The organism is Pseudomonadota bacterium, assembly GCA_027624955.1.
Taxonomy (GTDB): Bacteria; Pseudomonadota; Alphaproteobacteria; order UBA828; family UBA828; genus PTKB01.
The window spans coordinates 1-25,724 of record JAQBTG010000028.1; the positions used below are offsets into that span (position 1 = coordinate 1).

General features: G+C 60.6%; 21 protein-coding genes and 1 pseudogene. 13 read left to right on the forward strand and 9 right to left on the reverse strand.

What is annotated here, in order from left to right; all coding sequences use genetic code 11:
- Positions 1-451 precede the first annotated feature (451 nt).
- A complete protein-coding gene (locus O3A94_11655) occupies positions 452-1,264 on the forward strand; it encodes a transglutaminase-like cysteine peptidase (protein MDA1356907.1) in 813 nt (270 codons plus the stop codon).
- A gap of 76 nt (positions 1,265-1,340) precedes the next feature.
- On the opposite strand, the gene O3A94_11660 is transcribed toward O3A94_11655, so the two are convergent.
- Genes O3A94_11660 through O3A94_11670 form a run of 3 tightly spaced genes read right to left on the reverse strand, consistent with a single transcriptional unit; the run spans position 1,341 to position 3,873 of the window.
- On the reverse strand, positions 1,341-1,730 hold the full coding sequence (locus O3A94_11660; protein ID MDA1356908.1) for a response regulator: 390 nt from the start codon (positions 1,728-1,730) through the stop codon (positions 1,341-1,343).
- Complete coding sequence (locus tag O3A94_11665) at positions 1,727-3,667, reverse strand: PAS domain S-box protein (GenBank protein ID MDA1356909.1); 1,941 nt, start codon at positions 3,665-3,667, stop codon at positions 1,727-1,729. The genes O3A94_11660 and O3A94_11665 overlap by 4 nt, the downstream gene beginning before the upstream one ends.
- The gene (locus tag O3A94_11670) at positions 3,664-3,873 is read right to left on the reverse strand and encodes a hypothetical protein (protein MDA1356910.1); all 210 of its coding nucleotides are present in this window, start codon (positions 3,871-3,873) and stop codon (positions 3,664-3,666) included. Before O3A94_11670 ends, O3A94_11665 begins: the two co-directional genes overlap by 4 nt.
- Before the next feature lie 131 nt (positions 3,874-4,004).
- Here O3A94_11670 and O3A94_11675 point away from each other — a divergent pair, with 131 nt between their 5' ends.
- A complete protein-coding gene (locus O3A94_11675) occupies positions 4,005-5,171 on the forward strand; it encodes an acetyl-CoA acetyltransferase (protein ID MDA1356911.1) in 1,167 nt (388 codons plus the stop codon).
- 168 nt (positions 5,172-5,339) lie between these two features.
- Here the strand turns inward: O3A94_11675 and O3A94_11680 are convergent, their stop codons facing one another.
- The 6 genes and pseudogenes from O3A94_11680 to O3A94_11705 form a co-directional block, all read right to left on the reverse strand.
- A complete protein-coding gene (locus O3A94_11680) occupies positions 5,340-5,861 on the reverse strand; it encodes a MaoC family dehydratase (protein ID MDA1356912.1) in 522 nt (173 codons plus the stop codon).
- 33 nt (positions 5,862-5,894) lie between these two features.
- Entirely contained in the window at positions 5,895-7,070 is a 1,176-nt protein-coding gene (locus tag O3A94_11685) for an acyl-CoA/acyl-ACP dehydrogenase (protein MDA1356913.1), read from the reverse strand.
- 21 nt (positions 7,071-7,091) lie between these two features.
- Positions 7,092-7,673, reverse strand: a complete 582-nt coding sequence (locus O3A94_11690; GenBank protein ID MDA1356914.1) for a CoA transferase — start codon at positions 7,671-7,673, stop codon at positions 7,092-7,094.
- Positions 7,601-8,266: pseudogene (locus O3A94_11695) on the reverse strand (CaiB/BaiF CoA-transferase family protein). Before O3A94_11695 ends, O3A94_11690 begins: the two are co-directional and overlap by 73 nt.
- Positions 8,263-9,135 (reverse strand): CoA ester lyase, encoded by an 873-nt coding sequence (locus O3A94_11700; GenBank protein ID MDA1356915.1) that lies wholly within the window; start codon positions 9,133-9,135, stop codon positions 8,263-8,265. Before O3A94_11700 ends, O3A94_11695 begins: the two are co-directional and overlap by 4 nt.
- Before the next feature lie 9 nt (positions 9,136-9,144).
- Positions 9,145-10,089, reverse strand: a complete 945-nt coding sequence (locus O3A94_11705) for a 3-hydroxyacyl-CoA dehydrogenase NAD-binding domain-containing protein (GenBank protein MDA1356916.1) — start codon at positions 10,087-10,089, stop codon at positions 9,145-9,147.
- Positions 10,090-10,472: 383 nt separating this feature from the next.
- Here O3A94_11705 and O3A94_11710 point away from each other — a divergent pair, with 383 nt between their 5' ends.
- The 11 genes from O3A94_11710 to O3A94_11760 all read left to right on the forward strand — a co-directional run bounded on the left by O3A94_11710 (position 10,473) and on the right by O3A94_11760 (position 25,724).
- Entirely contained in the window at positions 10,473-11,927 is a 1,455-nt protein-coding gene (locus O3A94_11710; GenBank protein MDA1356917.1) for an amidase family protein, read from the forward strand.
- 74 nt (positions 11,928-12,001) lie between these two features.
- Positions 12,002-13,186: a thiolase family protein gene (locus tag O3A94_11715; protein MDA1356918.1), complete on the forward strand. Its 1,185-nt coding sequence runs from the start codon at positions 12,002-12,004 to the stop codon at positions 13,184-13,186.
- Entirely contained in the window at positions 13,183-13,527 is a 345-nt protein-coding gene (locus tag O3A94_11720) for a zinc ribbon domain-containing protein (protein ID MDA1356919.1), read from the forward strand. The genes O3A94_11715 and O3A94_11720 overlap by 4 nt, the downstream gene beginning before the upstream one ends.
- 25 nt (positions 13,528-13,552) lie before the next feature.
- The gene (locus O3A94_11725) at positions 13,553-15,118 is read left to right on the forward strand and encodes an amidase (protein ID MDA1356920.1); all 1,566 of its coding nucleotides are present in this window, start codon (positions 13,553-13,555) and stop codon (positions 15,116-15,118) included.
- Between the two features lie 15 nt (positions 15,119-15,133).
- The gene (locus O3A94_11730) at positions 15,134-17,218 is read left to right on the forward strand and encodes a hydantoinase/oxoprolinase family protein (GenBank protein ID MDA1356921.1); all 2,085 of its coding nucleotides are present in this window, start codon (positions 15,134-15,136) and stop codon (positions 17,216-17,218) included.
- Positions 17,215-18,864 carry a hydantoinase B/oxoprolinase family protein gene (locus tag O3A94_11735; GenBank protein ID MDA1356922.1) on the forward strand — a complete coding sequence of 550 codons (1,650 nt, stop codon included), beginning with the start codon at positions 17,215-17,217 and terminating at the stop codon, positions 18,862-18,864. The genes O3A94_11730 and O3A94_11735 overlap by 4 nt, the downstream gene beginning before the upstream one ends.
- 7 nt (positions 18,865-18,871) lie before the next feature.
- Entirely contained in the window at positions 18,872-20,101 is a 1,230-nt protein-coding gene (locus O3A94_11740; GenBank protein MDA1356923.1) for an amidohydrolase family protein, read from the forward strand.
- Positions 20,089-21,831 carry a hydantoinase B/oxoprolinase family protein gene (locus tag O3A94_11745; GenBank protein ID MDA1356924.1) on the forward strand — a complete coding sequence of 581 codons (1,743 nt, stop codon included), beginning with the start codon at positions 20,089-20,091 and terminating at the stop codon, positions 21,829-21,831. The genes O3A94_11740 and O3A94_11745 overlap by 13 nt, the downstream gene beginning before the upstream one ends.
- Positions 21,828-23,858 (forward strand): hydantoinase/oxoprolinase family protein, encoded by a 2,031-nt coding sequence (locus O3A94_11750; protein MDA1356925.1) that lies wholly within the window; start codon positions 21,828-21,830, stop codon positions 23,856-23,858. The genes O3A94_11745 and O3A94_11750 overlap by 4 nt, the downstream gene beginning before the upstream one ends.
- A complete protein-coding gene (locus O3A94_11755; protein MDA1356926.1) occupies positions 23,851-25,329 on the forward strand; it encodes a 4-hydroxyphenylacetate 3-monooxygenase in 1,479 nt (492 codons plus the stop codon). The genes O3A94_11750 and O3A94_11755 overlap by 8 nt, the downstream gene beginning before the upstream one ends.
- 14 nt (positions 25,330-25,343) lie before the next feature.
- Complete coding sequence (locus O3A94_11760; protein MDA1356927.1) at positions 25,344-25,724, forward strand: cupin domain-containing protein; 381 nt, start codon at positions 25,344-25,346, stop codon at positions 25,722-25,724.

The following is a 25,724-nucleotide window of genomic DNA, read 5'->3' on the forward strand; positions in this document are numbered from 1 at the left end:
ATACGGCATTTCAACAGCTTAATCTACGCTCACCGACCCTATCACGACACGCCGTGAATAATCCGGGCTAGCGCATCGCGCACCAATTTATGGTCGTCCGCGAGCAAAACCCGCATATGCCTCTCCCGGCGCCAGTTTGGTCAGAACGCCCGATTCGCCGCTATTTTCCCATATTCGTGCGCGCCACGAAATGGAGGCGTTCGCAGTCGCCAAGCGACGTCATGTGCCAACTGCCCACCCAACAAAAAAATGCAAATTCGACTGATCGTATCAATTGAAACAATTACCACTTGGCGATGTAAAAATCCTATTCATTGGAATATAGAACCTATCTTTTAGTATAGATACCCAATACATAATGGTGTCTTTGATATCCCTATGTTTCAATTAACTTTATAGTTAAGAAAGTATTATTTGCAGGTTCCATATTCCATGTGGGGAGCTTGCAAAAATGAGTATTACTAATGGTGGACCATTCCGTTTTCTTGGCGGATATGGCGCGCGCAATCGCTGCATTCGCAATGAATCGAACTCAGCCAAGCGAACCAGCTACATATTTGACCTCAGCGCCGCGCGCGTTTGCCGCGCTATCGTTCTTTCCCCCGTTTTTATCCTCGTGCTCGGCCTGGCAATTGGATTTATCGGCGTCGGCGAAGCCGCGGCCGGCGACACCACGTTCGCCTCAAATATGGATTCCGTCTCAGTCTTCGGCGCCAACGAATTGAAGGTTAAGAAATCCAATACCTTCCGTCGTTGGGACAGTATGCTGGAGCGTTATGCCGAACAAGAATTGCGCCTTGCCAAGGGACACGGTCGGATCAACGAAGAGCGTGGCTCGAAGCTGTGGGACGCCGTCATTAATAGCCTTAAAGATTTGGACCCTGTTACGCAGATTAAGGAAATTAATAGCTATTTCAATGCCTTCACCTATCAGTCCGATGCAAAAAATTATGCCATTCAGGATTACTGGGCGACCCCATTTCAGTTTCTAAGCCGGGCCAAAGGCGATTGTGAGGATTTCGCCGCAGCGAAATATCTGGCGCTCCGGGCGCTCGGATTCCATTCGAACCAACTGCGTCTCGTGGTTGGCTATGACCGCTCGCGCGGTAGCGCCCACACGGTGATCCTGGTCGTCGTCAAGGGCCGCGTGCTGACGCTCGACATTGGTGACGACAGCATTGTTGAGATGTCGGGCGTGAAACTGTTCGATCCGTTTTACTCGGTCACCGAGTCCGAAGGCTGGATGCACTTGAAGCGCGCTTGAGGGTGAACCGCAAGCTCCCTTCTCAAGCGCAAATCATGTGTAAGCAGCCAAATAGTGCCGCGCGGAGCCCGCCGGGTTAATCGGCGGCCGAGCGAAGGGCAGTTCTTATGGCGTCGATAAGTTCGCGTAACCCCACCGGCTTCAGAAGGACGGTGGAGACGCCGAGTCCTTTGAGCTCGCGCTCCATTTCGCCTGTGAAAAATCCGGTGACGACGACGATCGGAAGATTGGCATGTTGCGCGCGCGCTTCACGTACCAGCTCCGAGCCGCTGCCGCGCGGCATTTTGAGATCAGTGATCATGGCATCGGGCGGCTCCTCCGCCATCTGTTCGAGCGCGCTCACGCCGTCCGGTGCGGTCGTGACGCGGTAGCCTTCGAGGCCGAGAATGCGGGCGAGCATCTTCGACGCAACAGGCTCGTCTTCGACCAGCAGCAGATGGGTGCCGGATACGGTATCAGCGCTCATGACTCGCTGGATTCATTTACAATCGCGTAGGGCAGGGTGATAGAGAAGGACGTGCCTGCGCCACTAGCCGAGGCAGCCAGTTCGCCGCCCATCTCGCTGACGATGCTCTGACTGACGGAGAGCCCAAGGCCCATGCCCTGGCCGACTTCCTTGGTGGTGAAAAACGGTTCAAAGATTGAAACGAGCTTATCCTCAGGAATGCCGCCGCCATTGTCGCTCACCGTCACACATATATTCTCAGCCTGTTTGTCGTCGATCAGGGCTACAGAGATGCGACCCTTTGCGCCATTTGGGTCGGCCGCCAATCTATCCAAAATGGCGTCGTGTGCGTTGCTGAGGAGATTGACCAGCACCTGTTCGAGGCGGATGGGATGGCCCATGACGAGATGCGCCGTCTGTGGGATTTCGGCGTTGATTTCGATGTCTTTGACGCGGTATTGCTCGATCATCATCTCGACAGCGCGGCGGATTGAGGTGGCGGGGTCCATCAAGCAGGGCTCAAGCGCATCGTGCCGCCCAAATATGCGCAAGTGGCCAATAATATCGGCCATGCGCTGGCACTGCCCGACAATGATTTCGAAATGCTCGCGCTCGGTTTCGGGCTCGAGCGTTCCCGCATCAATTTCCATCAGGCAGCGGTCGGCGGCCATGCGGATAATGTAGAGCGGTTGGTTGAGCTCATGCGCCATGCCGGCGGCCATCTGGCCGAGGGTGGCGAGCTTCGAGGTTTGAATCAGCTGCGCCTCGACTTGCTTGCGGTCGCTGATGTCATCGATGATCGAGAGAAAATGCGTTACCTCGCCGTCGCTATCGCGAATGACGCTGGTCATGGCGCGGCACCAATAGGCGCCTCCATCGCCGCGCCGCAATTGAAATTCGCGCTGTGCCGAGCCGTCTTGCGTTGCTTCGGAAAGGATTTGCTCTGGATTCTGTGGCGGTGAGGCGGCGCGGTGCCAGGCGAATAGGTTGCCGCCAATAAAGTCTTCGCCGTTCAGGCCGGTGATGTCGCCGAAGCGCGAATTGACATACTCCACTGTGCCGTCCGGATCGGCGATCAGCACAGCATTGGGGCTTTGGGCGACGGCGCTCGAAAGTTTGTGGAGCTGGCGCTCCGCTTCCTTGCGCTCGGTAATGTCGAGCGACACCGTAATCACGTTGCGCACGCCGCCATCCTGATCGCGGAGCGGCGATTTTGTCGTGAGCAACGTGCGGGCGATGCCGCCGCCATCGTCGAAGCCTTCCTCGATCGAGGCGATCGTCTCGCCGCCCTCAAAAACCTGGTGGTCGATCTCTTGACTGCGGCGGCCGAAGTCTTGGCCCATCAGGTTGCCGACGGTCTTGCCCACCGCTTGCTCCGGTTCAACGCCGAGCGTTTCGGCGAGTTTGCGGTTAACGAATTCAAATTTGGAATTGCTGTCGGTGGCGCTAATCAGGGCGGGCACCGTATCGATCACCAGACGCAGCATTTCTTCGCTCTCGCGCAGCGCTTGATCGCCCAGGCGGGTTTTCTTTTCCAGCCTCTCCTGCAAGTGTGCGCCGTGGCGTTGCAGATCAAGCTGGTGGCGGCGCATCCGCAACAAATTGCGCAGCCGCGTGCCGAATTCGCGCGCATCGACCGGGCTGGTGATGAAGTCAGTGGCGCCGGCATCGAGAGCCCGGTAGCGGAACGATTTGTCTTCAAACGCGGTCACGATAATAACCGGTACATCGGCACAGTCTTTTTGCGTGCGGAAAGCTGCCGTGAAGGCGGCGCCGTCCATGGTGCCCATCTTGAAATCACTGATGACGATATCGGGGATATTGTCCTTGCACCATTCCAACGCCTTGATGGGATCGGCAAAACTTTGCACTTCGGCATCCGGCACGATCGACGCCGCCAAACGTGAATAGATGCGCCGGTTGGTAATCTGGTCGTCGATGATGGCGATCAGGGTCATGGCGCTGTCCGTCCGACTATCTGATGTCCGGCCTGAACCTTGCCGAGAATATCCTCGAGAATGCGCTTTTCGAACGCCGCGTAGGGGGCGAGCGCGATATCGCGCAGCTCCCGGCGCTCGGCAGGAGAGGTTTCACGAAATCGCTCATCCGCGGGCGCCTCGACGGCATCTATCCCTTGTTCGGCATGGTTCTTTTTATTACCCATTTCGCAGGCCATGTTTTCGCCGCAAGCACTCAGGTTAAATAGTATACTTTGCAACTAATTCAGCCAACCAAAGCTTGCTGCTCCATCTGCCAGGAGCATAATACCCGCATGAATTCTTGAGGAGAGAACGCATGACCGCTTGCATCGTTGGCTGGAGCCACACCCCGTTTGGCAAACATGAAAATGAAGATGTCGAATCATTGATCGTTAAGGCGGCGCAGGGCGCGCTTGCCGATGCGGGCCTGGAAGCGACGGATATCGACGAAATCCTCGTCGGACATTGCAATGCGGGCTTTTCGCGCCAGGAATTTACCGCCTCTCTTGCCTTACAAGCCGACGACGCCTTCCGCTTTATCCCGGCGACCCGAGTTGAAAATGCCTGCGCCACCGGCAGTTCCGCGATCTATCAGGGCATTAAGACGATTGAGGCCAAACGCGCGCGTTTTGTGCTGGTCATCGGCGTCGAGAAAATGACCGACACAAAAGGCCCGGCGATTGGCGAAAATCTGCTGCGCGCCTCTTATGTAAAGGAAGAGGCTGATATCGAGGGCGGCTTTGCCGGCGTCTTCGGCACCGTTGCCGAGAATTATTTTCAGCGCCATGGCGATCAATCGGACGCCCTGGCCAAGATCGCCACCAAGAACCACAAGAACGGCGCGCGCAATCCGTTGGCGCAGATCCAAAAAGACCTGGGCTATGATTTTTGCCGCAATGTCTCGGACAAAAATCCGCTCGTCGCCGGGCCGCTCAAGCGCACCGATTGCTCGCTCGTCTCCGACGGCGCCGCCGCCGTAATTCTGAGCGATGTCGAAACCGCGCTTCGTATGCCCAAGGCGGTGATCTTCCGCGCCGCCGCCCATGTGAACGACTATCTGCCGATGAGCCGGCGCGATATTCTGATGTTCGACGGCTGTGAGAAAGCCTGGGGCAAGGCCCTCGGCGATGCCCGCCTGACGCTCGACGATCTCGATTTCGTCGAAACCCATGACTGCTTCACCATCGCCGAGCTGATCGAATATGAGGCGATGGGCCTGACGCCGCGCGGCGAAGGCGCAAGAGCGATTCATGAAGGTTGGACGGAGATGGACGGCAAGCTGCCGGTGAATCCCTCGGGCGGCCTCAAATCAAAGGGCCACCCGATCGGCGCCACCGGCGTTTCGATGCATGTCCTCAGCGCCCAACAACTGACCGGCACCGCCGGTGGCATTCAGGTCAAGGACGCCAAACTCGCCGGGATTTTCAATATGGGCGGGACGGCGGTGGCCAACTTCTGCTCAATTTTGGAGCCGCTCAGATAGTGACAAAACCCTTTCCCCGCAGGGGAGAGGGCTTGGGAGAGGGGAGAACCAAAGCGCGCCAGCGCTAGGCGCCATCCGCAATGGCAAAAAGCGCTTCGCGCTTGGTTCGCCCCATCTCCCCAACCCCTCGTTCCCCTCCGGGGAAGAGCGGCTTGTCACGCTCCGACTCTAGTAAAGCTCCGACTTATCATCCACCGCGTGGCCCCTCTTTGGGATCAGCATGTTGCGCTCAAACGTCATAAACACCGTGCCGTCTTCTTTGTGGCCGGTGGTTTTGATTGTGACGATGCCGGCGGTCGGGCGGGATTTAGACTCGCGCTTGGAGAGCACTTCTGATTCGGCGTAGATCGTATCGCCGGCGAACACCGGGGCGGTCAGCTTGATATCGTCCCAGCCGAGATTGGCGATGGTTTTCTGGCTCACATCCGAGACGCTCATCCCGGCCACGACCGCGAGGGTGAAGGCGCTGTTCACCAGCGGTTTGCCGAACTCGCTGTCTTTCGCGTAGTTGAGGTCGAAATGCAACGGATGCTTGTTCATGGTGAGGAGCGTGAACCAGGTGTTGTCTGCCTGGGTAATGGTGCGCCCGGGCCGGTGTTCGTAAATATGGCCGATCTCGAAATCTTCATAGTAGCGGCCATAATCCTCACGGAAGCGGTTCGGGCCGACCTCTTTCATGCGTGCAACCATTTCGTCTCTCCCCTTTTCTAGTTTGCCGTTTGGTCAATAGGATCGCGGCAGCCCGAGCACATGCTGGGCCAAGTGATTATAAGCCATTTCCTGGCTGACCGGCGCGATCTGCAGCAGTCGAAGCTCACGGAAATAGCGCTCAACATCGAATTCACGCACATAGCCATAGCCGCCATGGGTTTGCACCGCGCGGTCAGCGGCAAAGAACGCGGCATCGGATGCCAGCACCTTTGCCATGTTTGATTCGGCGCCGCATGGCTCACCGCGGTCGAACAACCAGGCTGCCTTATAGGTCATCAGCCGCGCCGCTTCGAGGCGGCTATAGGCATCGGCGAGAGGAAATTGGATTGCCTGATTCTGGCCAATCGGGCGGCCGAACACGACGCGCTCCTTGGCATACTCGACCGCGCGGGCGACACAGGTATGGCCGAGGCCGACCGCTTGCGCGGCAACCGCGATGCGCTCCGGATTAAGCGTGTCGATCAGATAATGGAACCCACGCCCGACCTCGCCGCATACGTCGGCGGCGGGAATCTCCCAATCATCCATGAAGAATTGATAGGTCGGCACGGCGTTCCGCCCCATCTTGTGCATCTCATGTGCTTCGAGCGCGCCGGTGCTCCAGTCGAGTTCGGTGAAAAAAAGCGTGATGCCCTGGGTGCGCTTCTCGGCCTCCTCATACGGCGTTGTGCGCGCGACTAGCATGAGGATTTGCGATTCCTTGACGCGCGAGCAGAACGCCTTTTGGCCGTTGATGATATATGTGTCGTCGCCCGTCGGCACCGCCGATGTGGCGACGCGCGTGGTATCGAAGCCGATATCGGGCTCGGTGATGGCGAAGGCGATGAATTCGCCCTTGGCGATGCGCGGCAGCACCCGTTGTTTAAGCTCTTCCGAGCCATGCAGCATCAGCGGCCACGGCCCAAAGATGGAGGTGTGCACGGCGGTGGTGGCGTTGATGCCGGCATGGCGGCCGATTTCCTCGATCAGGATACAGCCTTCGGTGAGGCCCATGCCGGAGCCGCCATATTCCTCCGGAATGAGCGCGCCGAGCCAGCCGCCTTCCGCCATGGCGGTGCAGAACTCAATCGGCCATTCGGCCTTTTCCTCTTTCTCACGCCAATAGGCATTGTCGAACGGCAGTTTGTTGAGGAAATCCACAATGGCGGATTGCAGAATCTTCTGATCCTGGGTGAATTCGAAATTCATGCTGAGCTCCGTGTTTTTATATTAGACGACGCCGGAATCTTTGAGGCGCGCGCGCGCCGTTGCGTCATAACCGAGTGCCTGCAGAATTTCCTCGCTGTGCTCGCCGAGATCGGGCAGGTGATCGAACACCGGCGCTTGGCCCGTGATGCGGATCGGGCTTAAGAATTCCTTTAGCGGCCCGACTGAAGAACTCAGCTCGCCGATGGCGCCCCGCGCCTTCAACTGTGGATGTTCAAGCACTTCGCCCAGGGTGTTGACCCCGCCGCAGGGAATGCCGGCGGCGCGCAGGCGTTTCAACCATTCGGCCTTGGGCTGTCCCATAAACAGCTCGACCAGGCGGCCCTCAAGGCTGGCGCGGTTGGCGATGCGCGATTCATTGGTCTTGTAGCGCGGGTCGGCAAGCATCTCCGGCGCCTCGATCACTTCTTCGCAAAATTTGCGCCACGCCGGTTCGCTGAGCACGGCAATTGAAAACCACAGATCGTCGGCGGCTTTATAGGGGCCGTAGGGAGTAGAAGACCATGGCGCAGGCCCGTGCGGAGCGGCTCTTCGCCGCGGTGCCACATAAAGTGCGGCGCATAGCCGAGCAGCGTGGCGGCGCATTCCAGCATCGACACTTCGAACTCGCCGCCTTCGCCGCTCTGATGACGGCGGTTCAACAGACCCAGAATGCCGAGCGCGGCATAAAAGCCGGCGGTCTCATCGCAAATCGAGACGGGAATTTTGGCCGGCGCCTCGTCCGTGCCGGTCATCAGGATATAGCCGGCCTCGCCCTGGATGATCATGTCGTAGGCTTTTTCGTCGCGGTAGGGGCCGTCTTGACCGAAGCCCGAAATATGGCCGTAGATGATGTCCGGCTTAACCGCGCGCACTGCCTCGTAGTCGATGCCGAGGCGGGACATCGCGCCGGGTCGGAAGTTTTCTATCACCACATCGGCCTCGGCGGCGAGCTTGAGGAATATCTCGCGGCCCTCGTCGGACTTGAGGTTAAGTGTCAGAGATTTTTTGTTGCGGTTGAGAAAGACATGGGCGGCGGAAAAGCCGTTGCAAACGCTGTCCCAATGGCGCGACACATCGCCTTCCAGCGGCTCGACCTTGACGACCTCGGCCCCCATATCGGCCAACATGCGTGAACACCACGGCCCCGCGGCACCGATCTCGACGGCGAGGACTTTGATTCCGGCAAGCGGCGTCATCGCGTGCTGGCGGCGATTTTATCGGCGATCGCAAGCGCTCTTCGCATCGTCCGCACCACTGGCATTTCGACCACCTTGCCATCAAGCAGGGTGACGCCATGGGCGCTGCTCTCATAAGCTTCGATCACCCGGCGTGCGAAATCGATGGTTTCGGCGCTCGGCGAAAAGGCTTCGTTGATCGGCGGCAATTGAATCGGGTGGATCGCCGCCTTACCGGTAAAACCCATGCGCTGGGCGAGGCCCGCCTCGCGCTTTAGCCCGTCCTCGTCCTTGATATCGAGGCTCGGCACGTCGATCAGATCAAGTCCGGCGCTCGATGCGGCGTGAACAGCCCGGCCGCGGGCATAATGCAGCGCCTCCCAATCGAGCGATGAACCAAACTCGGCCGAAAGGTCGGCCGCGCCGAACAGCATGGTGTCGATGCGGTTGGAGGCGACCGCGATATCTAGCGCCGCCTCGAGCGCGCGGCCGGTTTCGATGATCACCATCAGCCGAGTTGCTTCGTAGCCGGCCTCATCCAAGAGTTCTGCCGCCCAGCGCACTTCCTCGGGCGAGTCGATCTTCGGCAGCAGCAGAGCAGGCGGTGGCGCGCCGAAATCGCATAGCGCCAATAGATCGCGCATCCCAAGCTGGCTTTTGATCGGGTTGATGCGCATGGCGCGCGCGGCGCTACCGCCAAGCGTAGCGTCGAACAGGGCAGGGATGGCCTTGTCGCGCGCCTCGACCTTGAAATCAGGCGCGACGCCGTCTTCGAGATCGATGCACACCATATCGGCCGGCCCAGAAAGCGCCTTGGCGAAACGCTCGGTGCGCAAGCCCGGGGTGAAGAGCAGGCTGCGGCGCAATACCGGGTCGCTATTTTGAAGCATATCCATTCCCTATTGGTTACCCATTTTATCATGCTTTACGCGCAAGCGCTTGAGATGGCGGATAACTTCCTGATTGCGCTCGGCGATGACGGCGGCGCTGCGTTCTGGAGTCCAGTCGTAAAATCCGCGCCCGGCCTCGGCGCCACTATCGCCGTCCAGGATCATACCGGTCAAATCCTCAGGCGTCTGACTGCTGTCGAGATCGGGGTATATATAGCGCGCCACACTGGCGACCAAGGAAAGACCGGCGAGATCGGCCTTCTCAAGTGGCCCTTCGGCCGCGAGGCGAAGCGCATAACCCTCTTTCACCACCTTGTCGATGTCTTCCGCATCGGCGACTCCGCTCCGCACCAGGGCGAAGGCCTCGCGCATTAGGGCAAATTGCAGGCGGTTAAACAAATGTCCGGCAAGGTCGCGTTTGAGACGGACCGGCTGTTTACCGAGACCGCTCACGAATGTGCAGAGCCGGTCCATGACGGTGCTATCCGTGGCACTGCCCGGTACCACTTCGACGACCGGCATCAAATGCGGTGGATTGGCGAAATGGGCTACCGCGATCCGCTCCTTCCGGCTGCATTGTGCGGCAATGATATTGACCGCCATGCCGGAAGTGGTGCTGGCGAGGATCGCCTCAGGCGGTGCAATGGCGTCAAGCGCCGCGAATAGCGCCTGCTTTTCGGCGGCAATCTCGGAAATTGCCTCAAACGCGACGTCGACATTCTGTGCCGCTACCGCAATGTCGGTGGTGAATGAGAGACGGCCGCGCCAGCCCTCGGCAGCACCAGGCAAAAGCTCCGCGTCGGCAAGCTCGCGATAGCCGATTTCGATAGCGCCCTCGGCCCCGGCCAGCGCTTCGCTGCGCCGCGCCGCAAGCACCGTATGATGGCCTGCGAGGGCCAAACAAAGCGCCAGGCTCGGCCCCATCGTGCCGCTCCCAATAACGAGCGTATTCATGGCTTGGTCGGTCACGGTTCGAGTTTGTTTTATTTGGCGCGCCGCTGTCCAGTGGATAGAGCCTCAGGCAACAAATTCACAAATATCTCAGGGTGAAAATGGCGATCGGTCTTGGCGTACCATGCCGGAGTTACGGCATTATTATTAATCTAATATATTAATAAAAACGTATATACATCTGTAAACAAATGAAAATATATTGATATTATTTCCAATATAAGGATGCGCGAAGACGGTTTTGATAGGTACGAGGATTTCGTCGGCGTCACTCGGGCCCTGCCGAAGCGGCCTACAGACACGTTCAGAGAAATATTGCTTGGGTGTTTGGGTTCCTGCGGACACAATGCGGCGCAGAAGCGAACAAAATTGGGGAGACGGGAACAATGGCGAATGGCAATGAAATCTGCCGCATGGACGCGGTTACGCTGGCTAGCAAGGTACGCGCCAAGGAGCTTTCGCCGGTCGAGGTGATCGACGCCAATATCGCGCGCATGGAAAAACTTGAGCCTGTGCTGCACGCCTTTTGCACCCCCGGGCCCGAGCTGGCGCGCGCCGCGGCCAAGCAGCTTGAGGCCGACATCATGGCGGGCAAGGATCCGGGGCCGCTTGCCGGGGTTCCGGTCAGCGTCAAGGATTTGATCTGTACGAAGGATTTGCCCACCGCTTCGGGCTCGTTCATCTATAAGGATTTCAATGGCGGCGTCGATGATATCGTGGTCGAGCGCCTGCGCGCCGCCGGCGCCATCGTCACCGGCAAAACTAATGTGCCCGAGTTCGGCTATAGCGGCGTCGGTCATAATCCGGTGTTTGAGACGACCCGCAATCCGTGGAATCTGGAGCGCACGCCGGGCGGTTCAAGCGCTGGCGCCGGCGCGGCGGTGGCGTCCGGCATGGGGCCGTTCGCGATCGGCAGCGACGGCGGCGGCTCGGTACGTATTCCGGCTTCGTTCAGCGGCCTGGTCGGCATCAAGGCATCGATGGGCCGCGTGCCGCTGTGGCCGGGCACAAAAGACGAGACCCTGCCCGGCGTCTCAAGCTGGGAAAGCCTCGAATGCATCGGCCCGATCAGCCGCACCGTCGCTGACAGTGCTCTCATGCTCTCCGTTATCTCCGGCCCTGACATGCGCGACCGGCGCACGCTGCCCGAGGCCAATTTCGATTGGATGGAAAGCCTTAAGGGCGACCTCAAGGGCCTCCGCGTTGCCTATAGCGCCGACTGGGGCTATGCGGCAGTTGATCCTGAAGTGCGCCAGATTGTCGGCGACGCGGCCCAGGTATTTGCCAGCGAACTCGGCTGCACCGTGGAAGAAGCCGATCCCGGTTGGGAAGATCCCTATGCCGCGTTCTGGGGCCTTGTCGCCGCCGAATCCGATCTGGTCGGATTGCGCAAGCTGGTCGATGAGCATGCTCATCATATGACGCCGCATCTCGTTGATTTCATCCGCGCACCGTGGACCGCGGAAGCTTTCACCGACGCCTTGATGGCGCGCAAAGCGGTCGCCAACAGATCGGCGGAATTCATGGCGAATTATGATTTGCTGCTGACGCCGACGCTCACGGTTCCGGCGTTTGGTCTGCATATCCAGGGCATCGAAAAGATCGACGGGCAGATTGTGCCGCCGTTCCAATGGCTGGCGTTTACCTTCCCCTTCAACATGACCGGTCAACCGGCGGCCTCCGTCCCCGCCGGCTTCACCAAAGACGGCCTGCCCGTTGGTTTACAAATCATCGGCCGCCATCTCGACGATCCGGCGGTAATTCGCGCCTGCGCCAATTTCGAGAAAGCCCGTCCCTGGGCCGATAAATGGCCGCCGTTGTTGGATGAGATGGGGCTGTAGCCGAAACCTGAAGCCATGACTGGCACAGTCTTCGCCGCTTTTAAGGAGACGTTGGCGCGCGCGGGCAAGGTGGCGTGACGGCGCGCTTGGCGCGCGGTTATGCAGGTGTCGCCGCTGCGGTGCCGGTTACCATTCCCTATGCGCGGCGCTCCGAACATGGCGTGCATTGGTGGTTTGGCCGAGCGCTCGCCGAACTCGTAAAACAATCGGGCATCGCCAAGCACGAGATCGACGGCCTGATCACCGCCAGCTACACACTCAGGCCCGATACCGCTGTGTCGCTGACCGAGTATTTCGGCCTCACTGTGCGCTGGCTCGAAGATTTACCGATGGGCGGCGCCTCGGGGCCGATTGCGCTCCGCCACGCCGCCCGCGCAGTCGAAGCTGGCGACGCCGAAATCGTGGCCTGTCTTGCCGCTGATGTTCTGGGCGGTAACGCCTTCGGTTCGTTGATGGAGAATTACAGCAGCTTTTCGCGCGACGGCGCGATGCCTTACGGCGAGGCCGGCCCCAATCTGCCTTTCGCCCTCATCACGCGCCATTATATGGAACGCACCGGCGCCACACGGGAGGATATGGGGCGTATCTGTGTTGCCGAGCGCCACAATGGAGCGGCATTTCCGCACGCGCTTTTAAAGAAGCCGCTGACCATCGAAGAATATTTGGGTTCGCGACCCATTGCTGAGCCGTTGCACCTTAACGATTGTGTCATGCCGTGCAGCGGGGCGGAGGCTTTCCTGGTGATGAGCGAAGACCGCGCGAAAGCTTGCCGGCTACCCTATGGGCGCATTCTGGCCGGCATAGAGCGCCACAACGCCTACCCCGAGAACGACGTGCAAATTTCTGGCGGCTGGGCAATGGATCGCGACGTCCTCTACCAGGCCGCCGGGCTCGGGCCGGGCGACATGGCGTTTCTCCAGGCTTATGACGATTATCCGGTAATCGTGATGTTCCAGCTTGAGGGCTTAGGCTTCTGTGCTGCCGGCGAAGCGCCGGCATTTGTCCGCGCGACCGACCTTACCGCCGATGGCAGCGGCCTGCCGCTCAATACCGGCGGCGGGCAATTGTCGCTCGGGCAGGCCGGCGCCGTCGGCGGCTTTGTCGGTATGACGGAAGGCCTGCGCCAAGTGACAGGGCAGGCGCTGGGCATTCAAGTGGAGAACGCCGGTGTCGGGCTGGTTTCAGGCTACGGCACAGTGAATTTCGACCGCGGCCTTTGTTCCTCGGCGGTTATTCTGGCTGCCGGGGGTGGCGGATGACAGCAGGCACCCTCAGTTTGCCGCATTGCCAGTCCTGCCACCGCGCGCATTGGCCGCCGCGTGAAATCTGCCCGCATTGTTTGAGCGAAACCGTCGCCTGGCAGCCGGCGGATAACGGTGGGCGGGTGCAGACAACGGCCACACTCCACCACAGCTTGTCGCCCAATTTTCGCCCGCATTTGCCTCTGCAGGTCGCAACGGTTTGGCTCGATTGCGGCGTGCGGGCGGTGGTGTTTTTGGCTGATGGGCCGCTGCCGGCCGGATCGCGCGTACATGTGGAATCCGCCGCCGGCCCGACTGGCAAAGAGGCTTTTGTAGCAACGCCGGGCGCGCCGCGATAAGTTTAGAAAAATCGAAAGGAACGTTATGTCGATAGGTCCAAATCTCCCCAGCGTCGCGCAATTGCTCGACATCGCCGAGGATTTCGGCATCGAAATGACGGCTGAGCGCGCCGGCGAATATCGCGACGCCATGTCGGGCGGCATCCGCGCGCTCAGGCGTATCGACGACATGGTCGAGGAGCGTCCGGAGGTCAAATATCCGCGCACGCCAGGACGCCGCGCGAGGCCGGAGGAAAATCCCTACAATGCCTGGTATTGGCTGACCGATATCAAGGGCGCTCCAAGCGGCCCGCTGGCCGGTGAGCGGGTTGGCATCAAAGACACGGTTTCCGTGGCCGGCGTGCCGATGATGAACGGCTCGCGGGTGCTCGAGGGCTACGTGCCGCAAATCGACGCCACGGTCGTCACCCGCTTGCTCGACGCCGGCGCGGTGATCGCCGGCAAAACCGCATCGTCAGATTTCTCGTTTTCTTCTGGCGGCCACACCAGCGCCTACGGCCCGGTCCGCAACCCGCACAACCCCACCCATTCACCGGGCGGCTCGTCGAAGGGCAGTGCTGCGGCACTTGCGGCCGGCGATGTCGAACTCGCGCTCGGTGGCGATCAGGGCGGTTCGATCCGTATCCCTGCCGCCTGGTGCGGGGTTGTGGGCCTCAAACAGACGTTTGGCCTGGTGCCCTATACCGGCTGCATGGGCATCGAAATGTCGCACGATATTGTCGGGCCGATGGCCAACAGCGTCGAGAATGTGGCGCGCCTCCTATCGGTGCTGGCCGGGCCAGACCCATTCGATCCACGCCAGCGCGGCGTCATCCCCGAGGATTATGTGCGCGACTATATGCCGGCCATCGGGCAAGGCTGTAAGGGGCTCAAAATTGGCGTGCTCGAGGAGGGTTTTGGCCATAAGGCGGACACCTGGCCCGACATTCAACTGCAGCCAAGCGACCGCCGTGTCGATGCCAAGGTGCGCGCCGCGCTGAAAGGTCTCAAGAAGAACGGCGCGGTGGTGCAGAAGGCTTCGGTGCCGATGCATTTTGATGGCATACGAATTTGGTTCGCGTTGGTGGCAGAAGGTGCGGTCGAGACGCTGTTTCACGGCTCCGGCCTCGGCACCAATTGGCAAGGGTATTACGACACGCCCATGCTCGATCACGTCGCGAGCAGCTTCCGCGCCCGACCGAACGACATCCCGCCAACGGTGATCAATGTCCTATTAATGGGCGAATATCTCAGGCGCCATTATCACGGGCGCTACTATGCCAAAGCCCAGAACCAGCGCGGCAGCCTGAAGCGCGCTTATGATGCGGCGCTGGAGGAGAATGACGTCCTGGTCATGCCAACCATTCCGCAACTGCCCGGGCCTATCCCGCCGCCCGACGCGCCGTTCAAGGAATATATGTTCCGCGCTCTCAATATGCTTAACAATGTCCCCCAATTCAGCACCACCGGCCATCCGGCGATCAGCGTACCCTGTGGCATGATCGATGGCATGCCCGTCGGCCTGCAGATTGTCGGTCGCCATTTCGATGACCTCACGGTGCTGCGCGTCGCCGACGCGGTCGAAAAGCTTGGTGATTGGCGCGCCAAATGAGAATGCGTTGACACGATGAGTTATCGTTTGGGCGTCGATATCGGCGGCACCTTCACCGATTTCGCCTTGTTCGACGAGGCGCGCGGCGAAATGTTCATCCATAAGCAACTGACCACGCCGGACGATCCGTCGCGCGCGGTGCTGGAAGGCTGCAAACATCTATTGGCGCGTAAGAATGTCGCCATCGCCGAGCTTGAATCGATCGCTCATGGCACCACGTTGGTGACCAACGCGGTCATCGAGCGCCGTGGTGCGCGCACCGGAATGGTGGTGAGCGAAGGCTTCCGCGACGTGCTCGATATGGCGCGCGAGACTCGCTACGAAGTGTTCGATCTTCGCCTAAAATTCCCCGAACCGCTGGTGCCGCGCCAACTCCGTCGCGAAGTGGCGGAGCGGGTGAAGTTCGACGGTTCAGTGGAAACTGCGCTCGATGAGGCAGCCGTCCACGCCGCCATCGCCGAACTGGTAGATGAGGGCATCGAGGCGCTGGCCATCTGTTTTCTCCATTCTTATGCCAACCCGGCGCATGAAAACGCGGCGCGGCAAGTGGCCGAGCGCGATTTTCCCGATCTCTACGTATCGACCTCGGCCGATATCTTTTCCAACATGCGCGAATTCGAGCGCTGGACCACGGCGACGATAAACGCCTACACCCAGCCGTTGTTCGACAGTTACTTGCAGCGCTTGGCGGATGGCCTGGAGGCGGCCGGGTTTTTGGGCCGCCTGCTGGTGATGACCTCATCCGGCGGCATGTTGACGCCCGACGTAGCGCGGCGCTATCCGGTGCGTGTGCTTGAATCCGGGCCGGCGGCGGGCGCGCTGATGTCAGCATTTCACGGCCGCGCGCTTAACCTTCCCGCGCTGTTGTCGTTCGACATGGGCGGCACCACAGCCAAGGGCGCTCTGGTAAACAATTTTCAGCCGCTCAAACAGTATGATCTCGAGATCGCGCGGCTACATGATTTTAAGCGCGGCAGCGGCTTGCCGGTCAAAGTGCCGGTGATCGACATGGTCGAAATCGGCTCGGGCGGCGGCAGCCTCGCCGAAGTTGACGAGCGCGGCCTGATCCGCGTCGGACCGCGCTCGGCTGGTGCCGATCCGGGCCCGGCGTGCTACGGCAAAGGCGGCAGCCAGGCGGCGTTGACCGATGCCAATTTGGTGCTGGGCTATCTCGACGCGGATTTTTTCCTCGGCGGCGATATGAAGCTCGACGTAGCAGCGGCACGCACCGCGATAGACACAAGCGTCGCCAAACTCCTCGGCGTAACGGTTGAGCGCGCCGCCTGGGGCATGCATGAAATTATCAATGAAGACGTGGCACGCGCCTTCCGCATCCATGCTTCTGAGCGCGGCTTCGATTATCGCGGCGCCAGCATGGTGGCATTCGGCGGATCGGGCCCGGCGCACGCCATGGGCGTGGCGCGCAAGCTAAAAATTTCACGCGTCGTCTTTCCGGCTGGCGCCGGCGTGATGTCGGCATTTGGTCTGTTGGTGAGCCCGCTCGCTTTTGAGCTGGCGCGTTCTGAGCCCTGTCTGATCACCTCCGTCGACAGTGAGGGATTCGCCGCTGGCTTCCGGGCGATGGAACAGGAGGCATCGGAACTCCTGCTCCAGGCTGGCGTTGGTGCTGCAGAAATTCGTCTGCGCCGCCGCCTCGATATGCGCTACCAAGGGCAAGGATATGAAGTCGAGGTCGACCTGCCGGACGGTGCTGCGATGGCGGATCTTTTTGCACGCCTGCCCGAGTTGTTTCGCCAGACCTATGCCGCGACTTTTTCCTCTAGTAGCCTGGACGAGCCGCTCGAAATCATCACCTGGAAGGTCGAGGCGGTCGGGCCGGACGTGAGCCTGGCCGACGGTTTTGTGCTGGAGGATGCCGCCGCGTCGGGGGACGCACGCAAAGGCAGCCGCAAAGCCTATTTCAACGATAGGTACCACGATTGCCCAGTTTATACGCGCGGCCTTCTGGCGCCGGGTACCGAGGTGATCGGCCCGGCGCTGATCGAAGAACGCGAATCGACCTGCGTGATTGGCCCGGGGGACGTGGTACGGGTCGATGAAAGGCGTAACCTGATCGCCGAATTGGCAGCGCAATCATGACCGCTAGGGGAAAACAATTGGACGCTATCAGCCTCGGCATCATGTGGGATCGATTGATTTCGATCACCGATGAGATCGTCTCGACCCTGGTGCGCACATCTTTTTCGACGATTGTGCGCGAGGCCTATGATCTAACCGCTGTGGTGACCGACGCCGAAGGGCATTTGCTCGCGCAAGGGCGCTGGAGCGCGCCACCCTTCATCGGCACCGCGCCGCTCACCATGGCCCACACCATGGCAAAATTTCCGCCGCACACGCTCAAGCCCGGCGATGTGCTGGCGACCAACGATCCCTGGATCGGCACCGGGCATATGTACGATATCACCGTGATGCGTCCGGTGTTCCGCGGCGAAAAGCTGGTCGGTTACACCATGAGCATCACCCATCTGCCCGATGTCGGCGGCACCGGCTTCGGTACCATGGCCACGGAAATCTATCATGAAGGACTGCGTCTGCCGCTTTGCAAACTGGTACGCGAGGGCGAGGTCGATCAGTTCATCCTCGATCTGATCGCCGTCAATGTGCGCGTGCCGGAACAGGTGATCGGCGATGTGATGGCCAATGTCGCCTGCAACGAGGTCGGCGGCCGGCAACTGCTCGAGTTCATGGAGGAGTACGACCTCGATGATCTCAGCGAATTGTCCGGCGCCATCCGCGACCAGTCGGAGCGTATGACGCGCGCGGCGATATTGAACATCCGCGACGGTACCTATCGCAACAGCATCCGTATCGAGGGCATCGACGAGGCCATCATCCTGGCCTGCCGTGTCGATGTCGAAGGCGACAGCGTGCGCATCGATATGGATGGCACCGATGCGGCCGTGCAACGCGGTATCAACGTGCCCTATTGCTACACCAACGCCATGTCGCTTTATTCCATGAAATGCCTGACCGTGCCGTCGCTGCCCAACAATGAAGGCTCGACCAAACCGATCCATGTCAGCGCACCCAAGGGCTGCATCCTTAATGCTCAGCCGCCGTCGCCAACTGGTGGGCGCCATATCATCGGCCATTTTGTGTCGCCGCTGATCTTTGGTGCTTTGGCCGAGGCCGCGCCGCAAGACGTGCAGGCCGATACCGGCATGATTGATCTGATGAATTTCGTCGGCACCCATAAAGACGGGCGCGGCGTCTCCACCATCTATTTTGCCGCCGGCGGTTTTGGCGCGCTCGATGGCCATGACGGCCCGGCGACAGTGCCTGGTCCGTCTAACATGGCGGTGGTGCCGACCGAAGTCTGGGAAGGGGTCACCAGCACGCTGGTTGAGCGGCGCGCCCTGCTGCCGGATTCAGGCGGTGCCGGCGCGGCGCGCGGCGGCCTCGGCCAGGAGATCATCATTCGCAATGACAGTGGCCACCCGATGACGGTTTTCTCGATGGCCAACCGCAGTGAGTTTCCGCCGATGGGCCTGTTGGGCGGTGGCAACGGTCCGTTGCGCGAGCATCTAGTCAATGGCAAGACGGTCCACCCCAAGGGCCAACAGGTGCTGGCGCCCGGCGACCGCGTGGCATTGCGCCAACCGGGCGGCGGCGGCTTCGGCCCGGCAAAGGATAGGCCGCGCGACAAAATTCTCGCCGATATCCGCAATGGCTATGTCACCCGCGAAGGGGCAAAGCGCGATTACGGCTTCGAAGAGAAGGAATAAATCGAAGATGGGCGGAATTCTCTTCAACAATTGCCGCATCTTCGATGGCGCCGCGATGGTGCCCGGCGAGAGTATGGCGGTGCTGGTCGAAGACGGCCGCATCAAGGAAATATCTGATCAGCCGATTTCGCTATCGGACGCCCGGCTGATTGAGGCCGAGGGACGGACGCTGATGCCGGGCCTGATTGATGCGCATTACCATGCGTTGCTGGCAGATTTGAACGTCGCCAATCTCGATATCATGCCGCCGTCGCTGCTGCATCAGCACGCCAATGTGAATTTGAAGGCGACGCTCGACAGAGGCTACACCAGCGTGCGCGATGCCGGCGGCGCCGATATTGGCCTGGTGCGGGCAGTGGAAGATGGTTTGATTCCCGGGCCACGCATTTTTCACGCCGGCAAGGCATTGAGCCAAACCGGCGGTCACGGCGATATGCGCCCCAACACACATTTCGAGCCCTGCGCCTGCGCCGCCTATCACGGCCCGATCTGCGCTGTTGCCGATGGCGTGGACGAAGTCCGGAAGGCGGCGCGCGAAGAACTGCGCAAGGGCGCAACGCAAATAAAGCTGATGCTGTCGGGCGGGGTGCTTTCCCCGTCAGACCCGGTGTGGATGGATCAATATTCGGAAGCCGAGATCCGCGCCGCAGTAGAGGAGGCGGCGACGCGACGCACCTATGTCATGGCCCACGCCCACACGGCAAGCGCGGCGCGGCGCTGCGTCGACTACGGCGTGCGCTCGATCGAACATGGCAGCTTGATTGATCGCGAGACGGCGGAATATGTCGCTGCCAGCGACGCCTATGTGGTGCCGACACTCTCAACCATTCACATGATGAAGGCGCGCGGCCCGAGCCTCGGCTTGCCCGCCATCTTCGCCGACAAACTCGGCACCCTGTTCGAAGACGCCCAACGCGCCGTCGCCCATTGTCAGGCCGCCGGCGTCAAGCTCGGCCTCGGCAGCGATTTAATCGGGCCGCTCCATGAATTTCAGGCAATGGAACTAGTGCTCCGTGCCGAAGTCACGTCAACAGCCGAGGCACTCACTGCCGCCACCCGAACCAATGCAGCACTGCTCAATAGGGCAGGGCAGTTGGGCACCGTCGCAACCGGCGCCATCGCCGATCTGCTGCTGGTGGACGGCGACCCCCTCGCCAATATCGATCTCCTGCAGCATCAGGGGGCGCATCTGTCCGTTATCATGAAGGCCGGCACCCTGCATAAATGCACGCTGTGAGCATCGACCCGGTTACGCTCGCCGTTTTGCAGGGCCGCTTCGAGCAGGTGGTTGATGAGATGGACGCGACGCTGTTCCGCAGCGCTTTCAATCCGATCATTGCCGAGGCGCATGACGCCTCGCACGGCATTTACCACCGCAATAGCGGCGCGACCCTGGCGCAAGGCAAGTCAGGCCTGCCGATCTTCGTCGGCGCCATGTCGTTCGCGGTGAAAATGGTGATCGACAAAGTGGCGCGCGGGGCGAGCCTCGGCGACGGCGATGTTTTTATTTTCAACGACCCCTATGAGGGCGGCACGCATCTTTCCGATTTCAAGCTGGTGCGGCCGATCTTCCGTGGCGGTGAACTTTATTGTTACATGGCATCGGTCGGCCATTGGCACGATGTCGGCGGCAATGTGCCGGGGAACTATAATCCCGCCGCCGTCGAGAGCTTCCAGGAAGGCATGCTGATCCCACCGGTCAAACTGATCGAAGGCGGCGCGCTGAATGAGGATATCGTCGATATCCTCAAAGCAAATTCACGCCAGCCGGTCAGCCTTTACGGCGATTTGAACGGCCAGATAAATGCCCTCGATCTCGGCGTCGGGCGGTTCTGCGAATTGCTCGACGAATATGGCGATGCGCTGGTGGAGGAGGCATTTACCGAATTGCGCGCGCGCGCCGCACGCCTGATGCGGGCGCATATCACCGCGCTGCCGGACGGCGTTTATTCCTGCGACGATTGGCTCGACAATGACGGCATCGTTGATGAACCGTTGCCCATCGCGCTCGATATGAAAATCCAAGGCGACTGCATGACGCTGGATTTTGCCCGCTCCGCGCCAGCCTGCGCCGGCCCCGTCAACATCTCGCGCGCGACCGCCATCGCCGCCTGCTATGTGGCGCTCAAACATATCTTCCGCGATGTGCCGGCCAATGCCGGCGTGCTCGAGCCGATCGAATTCGTCATCCCCGATGGCTCGATCCTGCATGCCACGGCGCCGCGGCCAGTCGGCGGGTATACTGAAACCATCCTACGTCTGATCGATGTGGTGTTCGGCGCCTTGGCCGAAGCCGCGCCAGAGCGCTCCAACGGCTGCGCCTATGGCACCATCAACGCGCTCTCGCTCACCGGGCATCGCGAAGATGGCCGGCGCTGGGTGATGTTCTCGTTTTTCGGCGGCGGCCATGGCGGCCACCCTGAAGGCGACGGCCTCAGTCACGGCAATGCACCGATCTCGACTGCCACCATTCCGCCAGTCGAAATTCTAGAGGCCGCCTATCCCGTGATGTTCAGCCAATGGGCGCTGCGGGTCGATAGCGGCGGGCCAGGCCGGCATCGCGGCGGCCTTGGCGGTGTCTATGAGATTGAACTATTGGAGCGCTCGGCGGACGTGTTTTTGTTTGGCGAGCGCGGGCGCTATCCCCCGCAAGGCGTGGTCGGCGGCGGTCCCGGTGCCTGCAATATATTTGAATATGACAGTGACGGTGGCAGACGCACGCCGCCGCTGGTTTCCAAAATGACCGGGCTGAAGATCACCCGTGGCCAGCGCTTGCGCCTCGAAAGTCCAGGTGGCGGCGGCTATGGCAACGCCTTCGAACGCACACCTGACGCGGTCGCGGAAGACGTGCGCCTCGGCTATGTCAGCCGCGATGCTGCGGCCCGCGACTACGGTGTGGCGCTCGATGAACAGGGGCAGGTAGACGCGGCGGCAACGCAAGCCTACCGAACGGCGGCACGAACATGAGCGCCGGCGTTATCGTTGGTGTTGATGTCGGCGGCACCTTCACTGATGTGTTCGCCATTGACCGCGCGAGCGGCCGCGCCACCATCGTCAAAGTACCTACGACACCCGACAACCAGGCGGATGGCTTCGCGCGTGGCGTCAGCCAAGCTGCAGGCGCAGTGGCGGGTATAGAGACCATCGTGCATGGCACCACGGTCGGCACCAACGCGCTCCTCCAACGGCGCGGCGGGCGCACCGGCATGATCGTCACCACGGGATTTCGCGACGTGCTTGAAATGCGGCGTCGCGACCGACCGGAAACTTGGGGCCTGTGGGGCAGCTATGCGCCGGTAGTGCCACGCGATTTCAGCCTCGAAGTCGCAGAGCGCACCCTGGCAGACGGCACCGTGCGCCAAGTGGTTGATGGCGCGGAAGTGCGTGCGGCGGCGGCGCAATTGGCGGCGCAGGGCGCCGAGGCGCTGGTGATCTTTTTCGTTAACTCCTACGCCAACAACGCCAATGAACGGGCCGCGTTGGCAGCGGCGCGCGATGTTTGGCCGAATGACTTCGTCATGGCGTCGAGCGAAATTCTACCTGAAATCCGCGAGTTCGAGCGCGCCTCGACGGCTGCCCTTAACGCTTACCTGCAACCGGTCTTGGGCCATTATCTCGAGCGCCTGGAAGCGGCTTTGGCGGCGGACGGGTTTGGCGGTGAAGTGTTTATCCACCAATCCAATGGCGGCATTATGCATGTGGCAACGGCGCGCCGGTTGCCGATTCGTACCGCGCTGTCGGGGCCGGCAGCGGGTGTCGTCGCCGGCGGCCATATCGCCCGCGCCGCCGGTTTTGATAACGTCATCACTTGCGACATGGGCGGCACCAGTTTTGATGTCTCGGTCGTCACCAACGGCGTGCACGCCACCAGTCCGCAAACATCGATTGATTTTGGCCTGGTCATCCGCACCCCGATGGTCGAGATCACCACCATCGGCGCCGGCGGCGGCTCGATCGCCTGGGTCGATGGCGGCGGGCTGTTGCGGGTCGGGCCTGAATCGGCTGGGTCGGACCCCGGGCCGGTGTGTTATGGCTTGGGCAATTCACGCCCAACCGTGACGGATGCCAATGTGGTGCTCGGCCGCATCAATGCCGAGCGCCCGATCGGCGATAAACTCCAGCGCCTCGACAAGGCGGCGGCAGCGGCGGCGATCCATGCCCATGTCGGGGTGCCACTCGGGCTCGATGTGACAGCCGCTGCCGCCGCCATCATCCGGGTTGCCAACGGCCTCATGGCCGGCGCTATCCGCCTCGTCTCCATCGAGCGCGGGCATGATCCGCGCAAATTCGTTGCCATGATGTTCGGCGGCGGCGGCGCGCTCCATGCCGGCGCGTTGCTGCACGAGGTCGGCCTCGCCGAGGCGTTGGTGCCGCGCTATCCCGGCGTGATCAGCGCGCTTGGCTGCGCCATCGCGGATATGCGCCACGATGCGGTGGTGACGGTCAACTGGCTGTTGCCAGAACTCGACCTGACGGACATGAAGGCGCGCATGGCGGCGATGGCACGCGAGGGTGGTGATCTTGTCGGCGCGGGCGCGAGTTATTCATACGCCGCTGATATGTCGTATCAAGGTCAGAGCCATACGGTCGATGTAAAACTGACCGATGGCCCCGATAGCGATGCGGCGGCTCTCCGCAGCGCTTTTGAGGCGCGCTACCGTGAGGTCTATGGCCGCCTGCTCGACGGCATTCCCATCCGCCTGCTGAATTTGCGCCTGACCGCGTTGGTGCCGCGCGAAGGGTTCGACCTTGCGGTGCTCGCCCCGCCGGCTGATGCCAGCCTGGAAAACGCGCGCGCCGGCAGCCGTCCGGTATGGTCCGACGGAGAGTGGCGCGATACCGCGATCTATGATCGCCTTGCGCTCCCGGCCGGTGCTATCGTGCCGGGGCCGGCCATCCTAGAACAGCCGGACGCAACGATCTTCATTGATCCCGGTCTGATTGGCGAAGTCGACAGTTTTGGAAATCTCGTTATGGCGCGAAGCAATGACTAAAACCGGTGAGATGCATCTAAACGCTTTGCGCGATGGGCGCGAGGTGTTTTTAAAAGGCGAGCGGGTTGAGGACGTCACGAGCCACCCGGCGTACCGCAATTCAGTGGCGACCTCGGCTCGGCTCTATGATTTTCAGGCGGCACCGGAGAATGTCGAGGCCTTGACCTTCGTGTCACCCGATAGCGGTGGGCAGGTCAATCGCTGCTGGCAGCTCGCGGAAAACTACGAAGAGCTGGTGGCGCGTCGCCGCGCCCTGGAAAGATGGGCCGAATGTCATTTCGGCTTTTTCGGGCGTTCGCCGGACCATGTCGCTTCGGGCCTCGCTGGGATGATCATGGGCGGTACAGCCTTCGACGAATGGAACCCGGCGCGCGCCGGCGCGCTGCGCGATTATTTCCGCTACGCGCGCGATAACGATCTGTACTTAAGCTATGTCATCATAAATCCCCAGGCTGACCGCTCAAAGAGCGCTGGCGATCAGGACGATCCGTTCCTCACCGCCCGGCTGGTCGACGAGGATGCCGAGGGCATCACCGTTCGCGGCGCCAAGATGCTGGGTACCAGCTGCATCATGTCGAACGAAGTCTGGGTGACCACGATCCAACCCTTGAAGGAAGGTGAAGAGCCTTACGCGCTTTCCTTCGCCATCCCGATGAACCAAAAGGGTTTAAAGATCCTGTCGCGCAAGTCTTACGAAGAAGCGGCAGTCTCGGAGTTCGACAATCCGCTTTCCTACCGTTTTGATGAGAATGACGCGGTGCTCTATTTCGATGATGTCAAAGTGCCGTGGGAGCGAGTGTTTATCGCCGGTGACGTGACCATGTGCAGCCAGCAATTCCACGTCACGCCGTCGCATGTGCACCAAAACTACCAATGCCAAATTCGCCTCAATGTGAAGATGCGCTTCTTGCTTGGCTTGGCCCATAAGGTCGCTGAGGCCAACGGCATCATCGGCCTGCCGTCGGTGCGCGAGATGTTGGGTCAATTGGCGGCGGACGCGGCCCTGGTCGATGCCATGTTGAACGCGATGGAAGTGAAGGGACAACAATGGGGGCGCTATTTCGTCGTTGATCGCCACACCCTCTACGCTGCCCAGGTGCAAACCCAACAGCTTTATCCGCGCGTAATCGCCACGCTTCGGGAATTGGCTGGTGGTGGGATGATCATGCTGCCGTCTGCGGCGGCGGATTTCGCTAACCCGGAAATCGCCAAATATATTCAGCGCACTCAGGGGTCACCGGTGTTTGAACCGGAGGAGCGGGTAAAATTTTTCAAACTGGCATGGGATGCAGTGGGCAGCGAATTCGCCTCGCGCCATGTGCAATATGAGATGTTCTATGCTGGCGCCAGCTTCGTCACCAAGGGACATTCCTATCGCACCTATGATTGGGACAGCGCGGCCGAGCTCATGGGCCGCATGATGAATAGTTACAGCCTGCAAGACTCGCTCGACAAATCGAGCGAAAAATAGGGAGACAAAACGCAATGGCTATCGATAAACAGCACCTTGAATTCCATGCCCTCGATATGGAGGCAGGATGGGAGACGCCGCCTGGTTATCCGCTCGGCATCGAGCAGAAAATTTTGGCCGGCAATCTCGACGAAGACAAGAAAACCGGCGGGCGGACGCGGCTGCTGCGCATCAAGCCCGGTGTCTACACCACAGCGCCCTTCCGTCATGATTATTGGGAAGAGGTCTATCTGCTGTCGGGCGATTTAACCGTCGGTAATGACGCCGCCGGAGAGGGCGGTGAGAACTTCAAGCCACCGACCTATGCTTGCCGACCGCCCGAGACCGACCATGGGCCGTTTAAATCAGAAGGCGGCTGCGTGATGTTCGAAATTCACTATTACGATCCAGCCTGA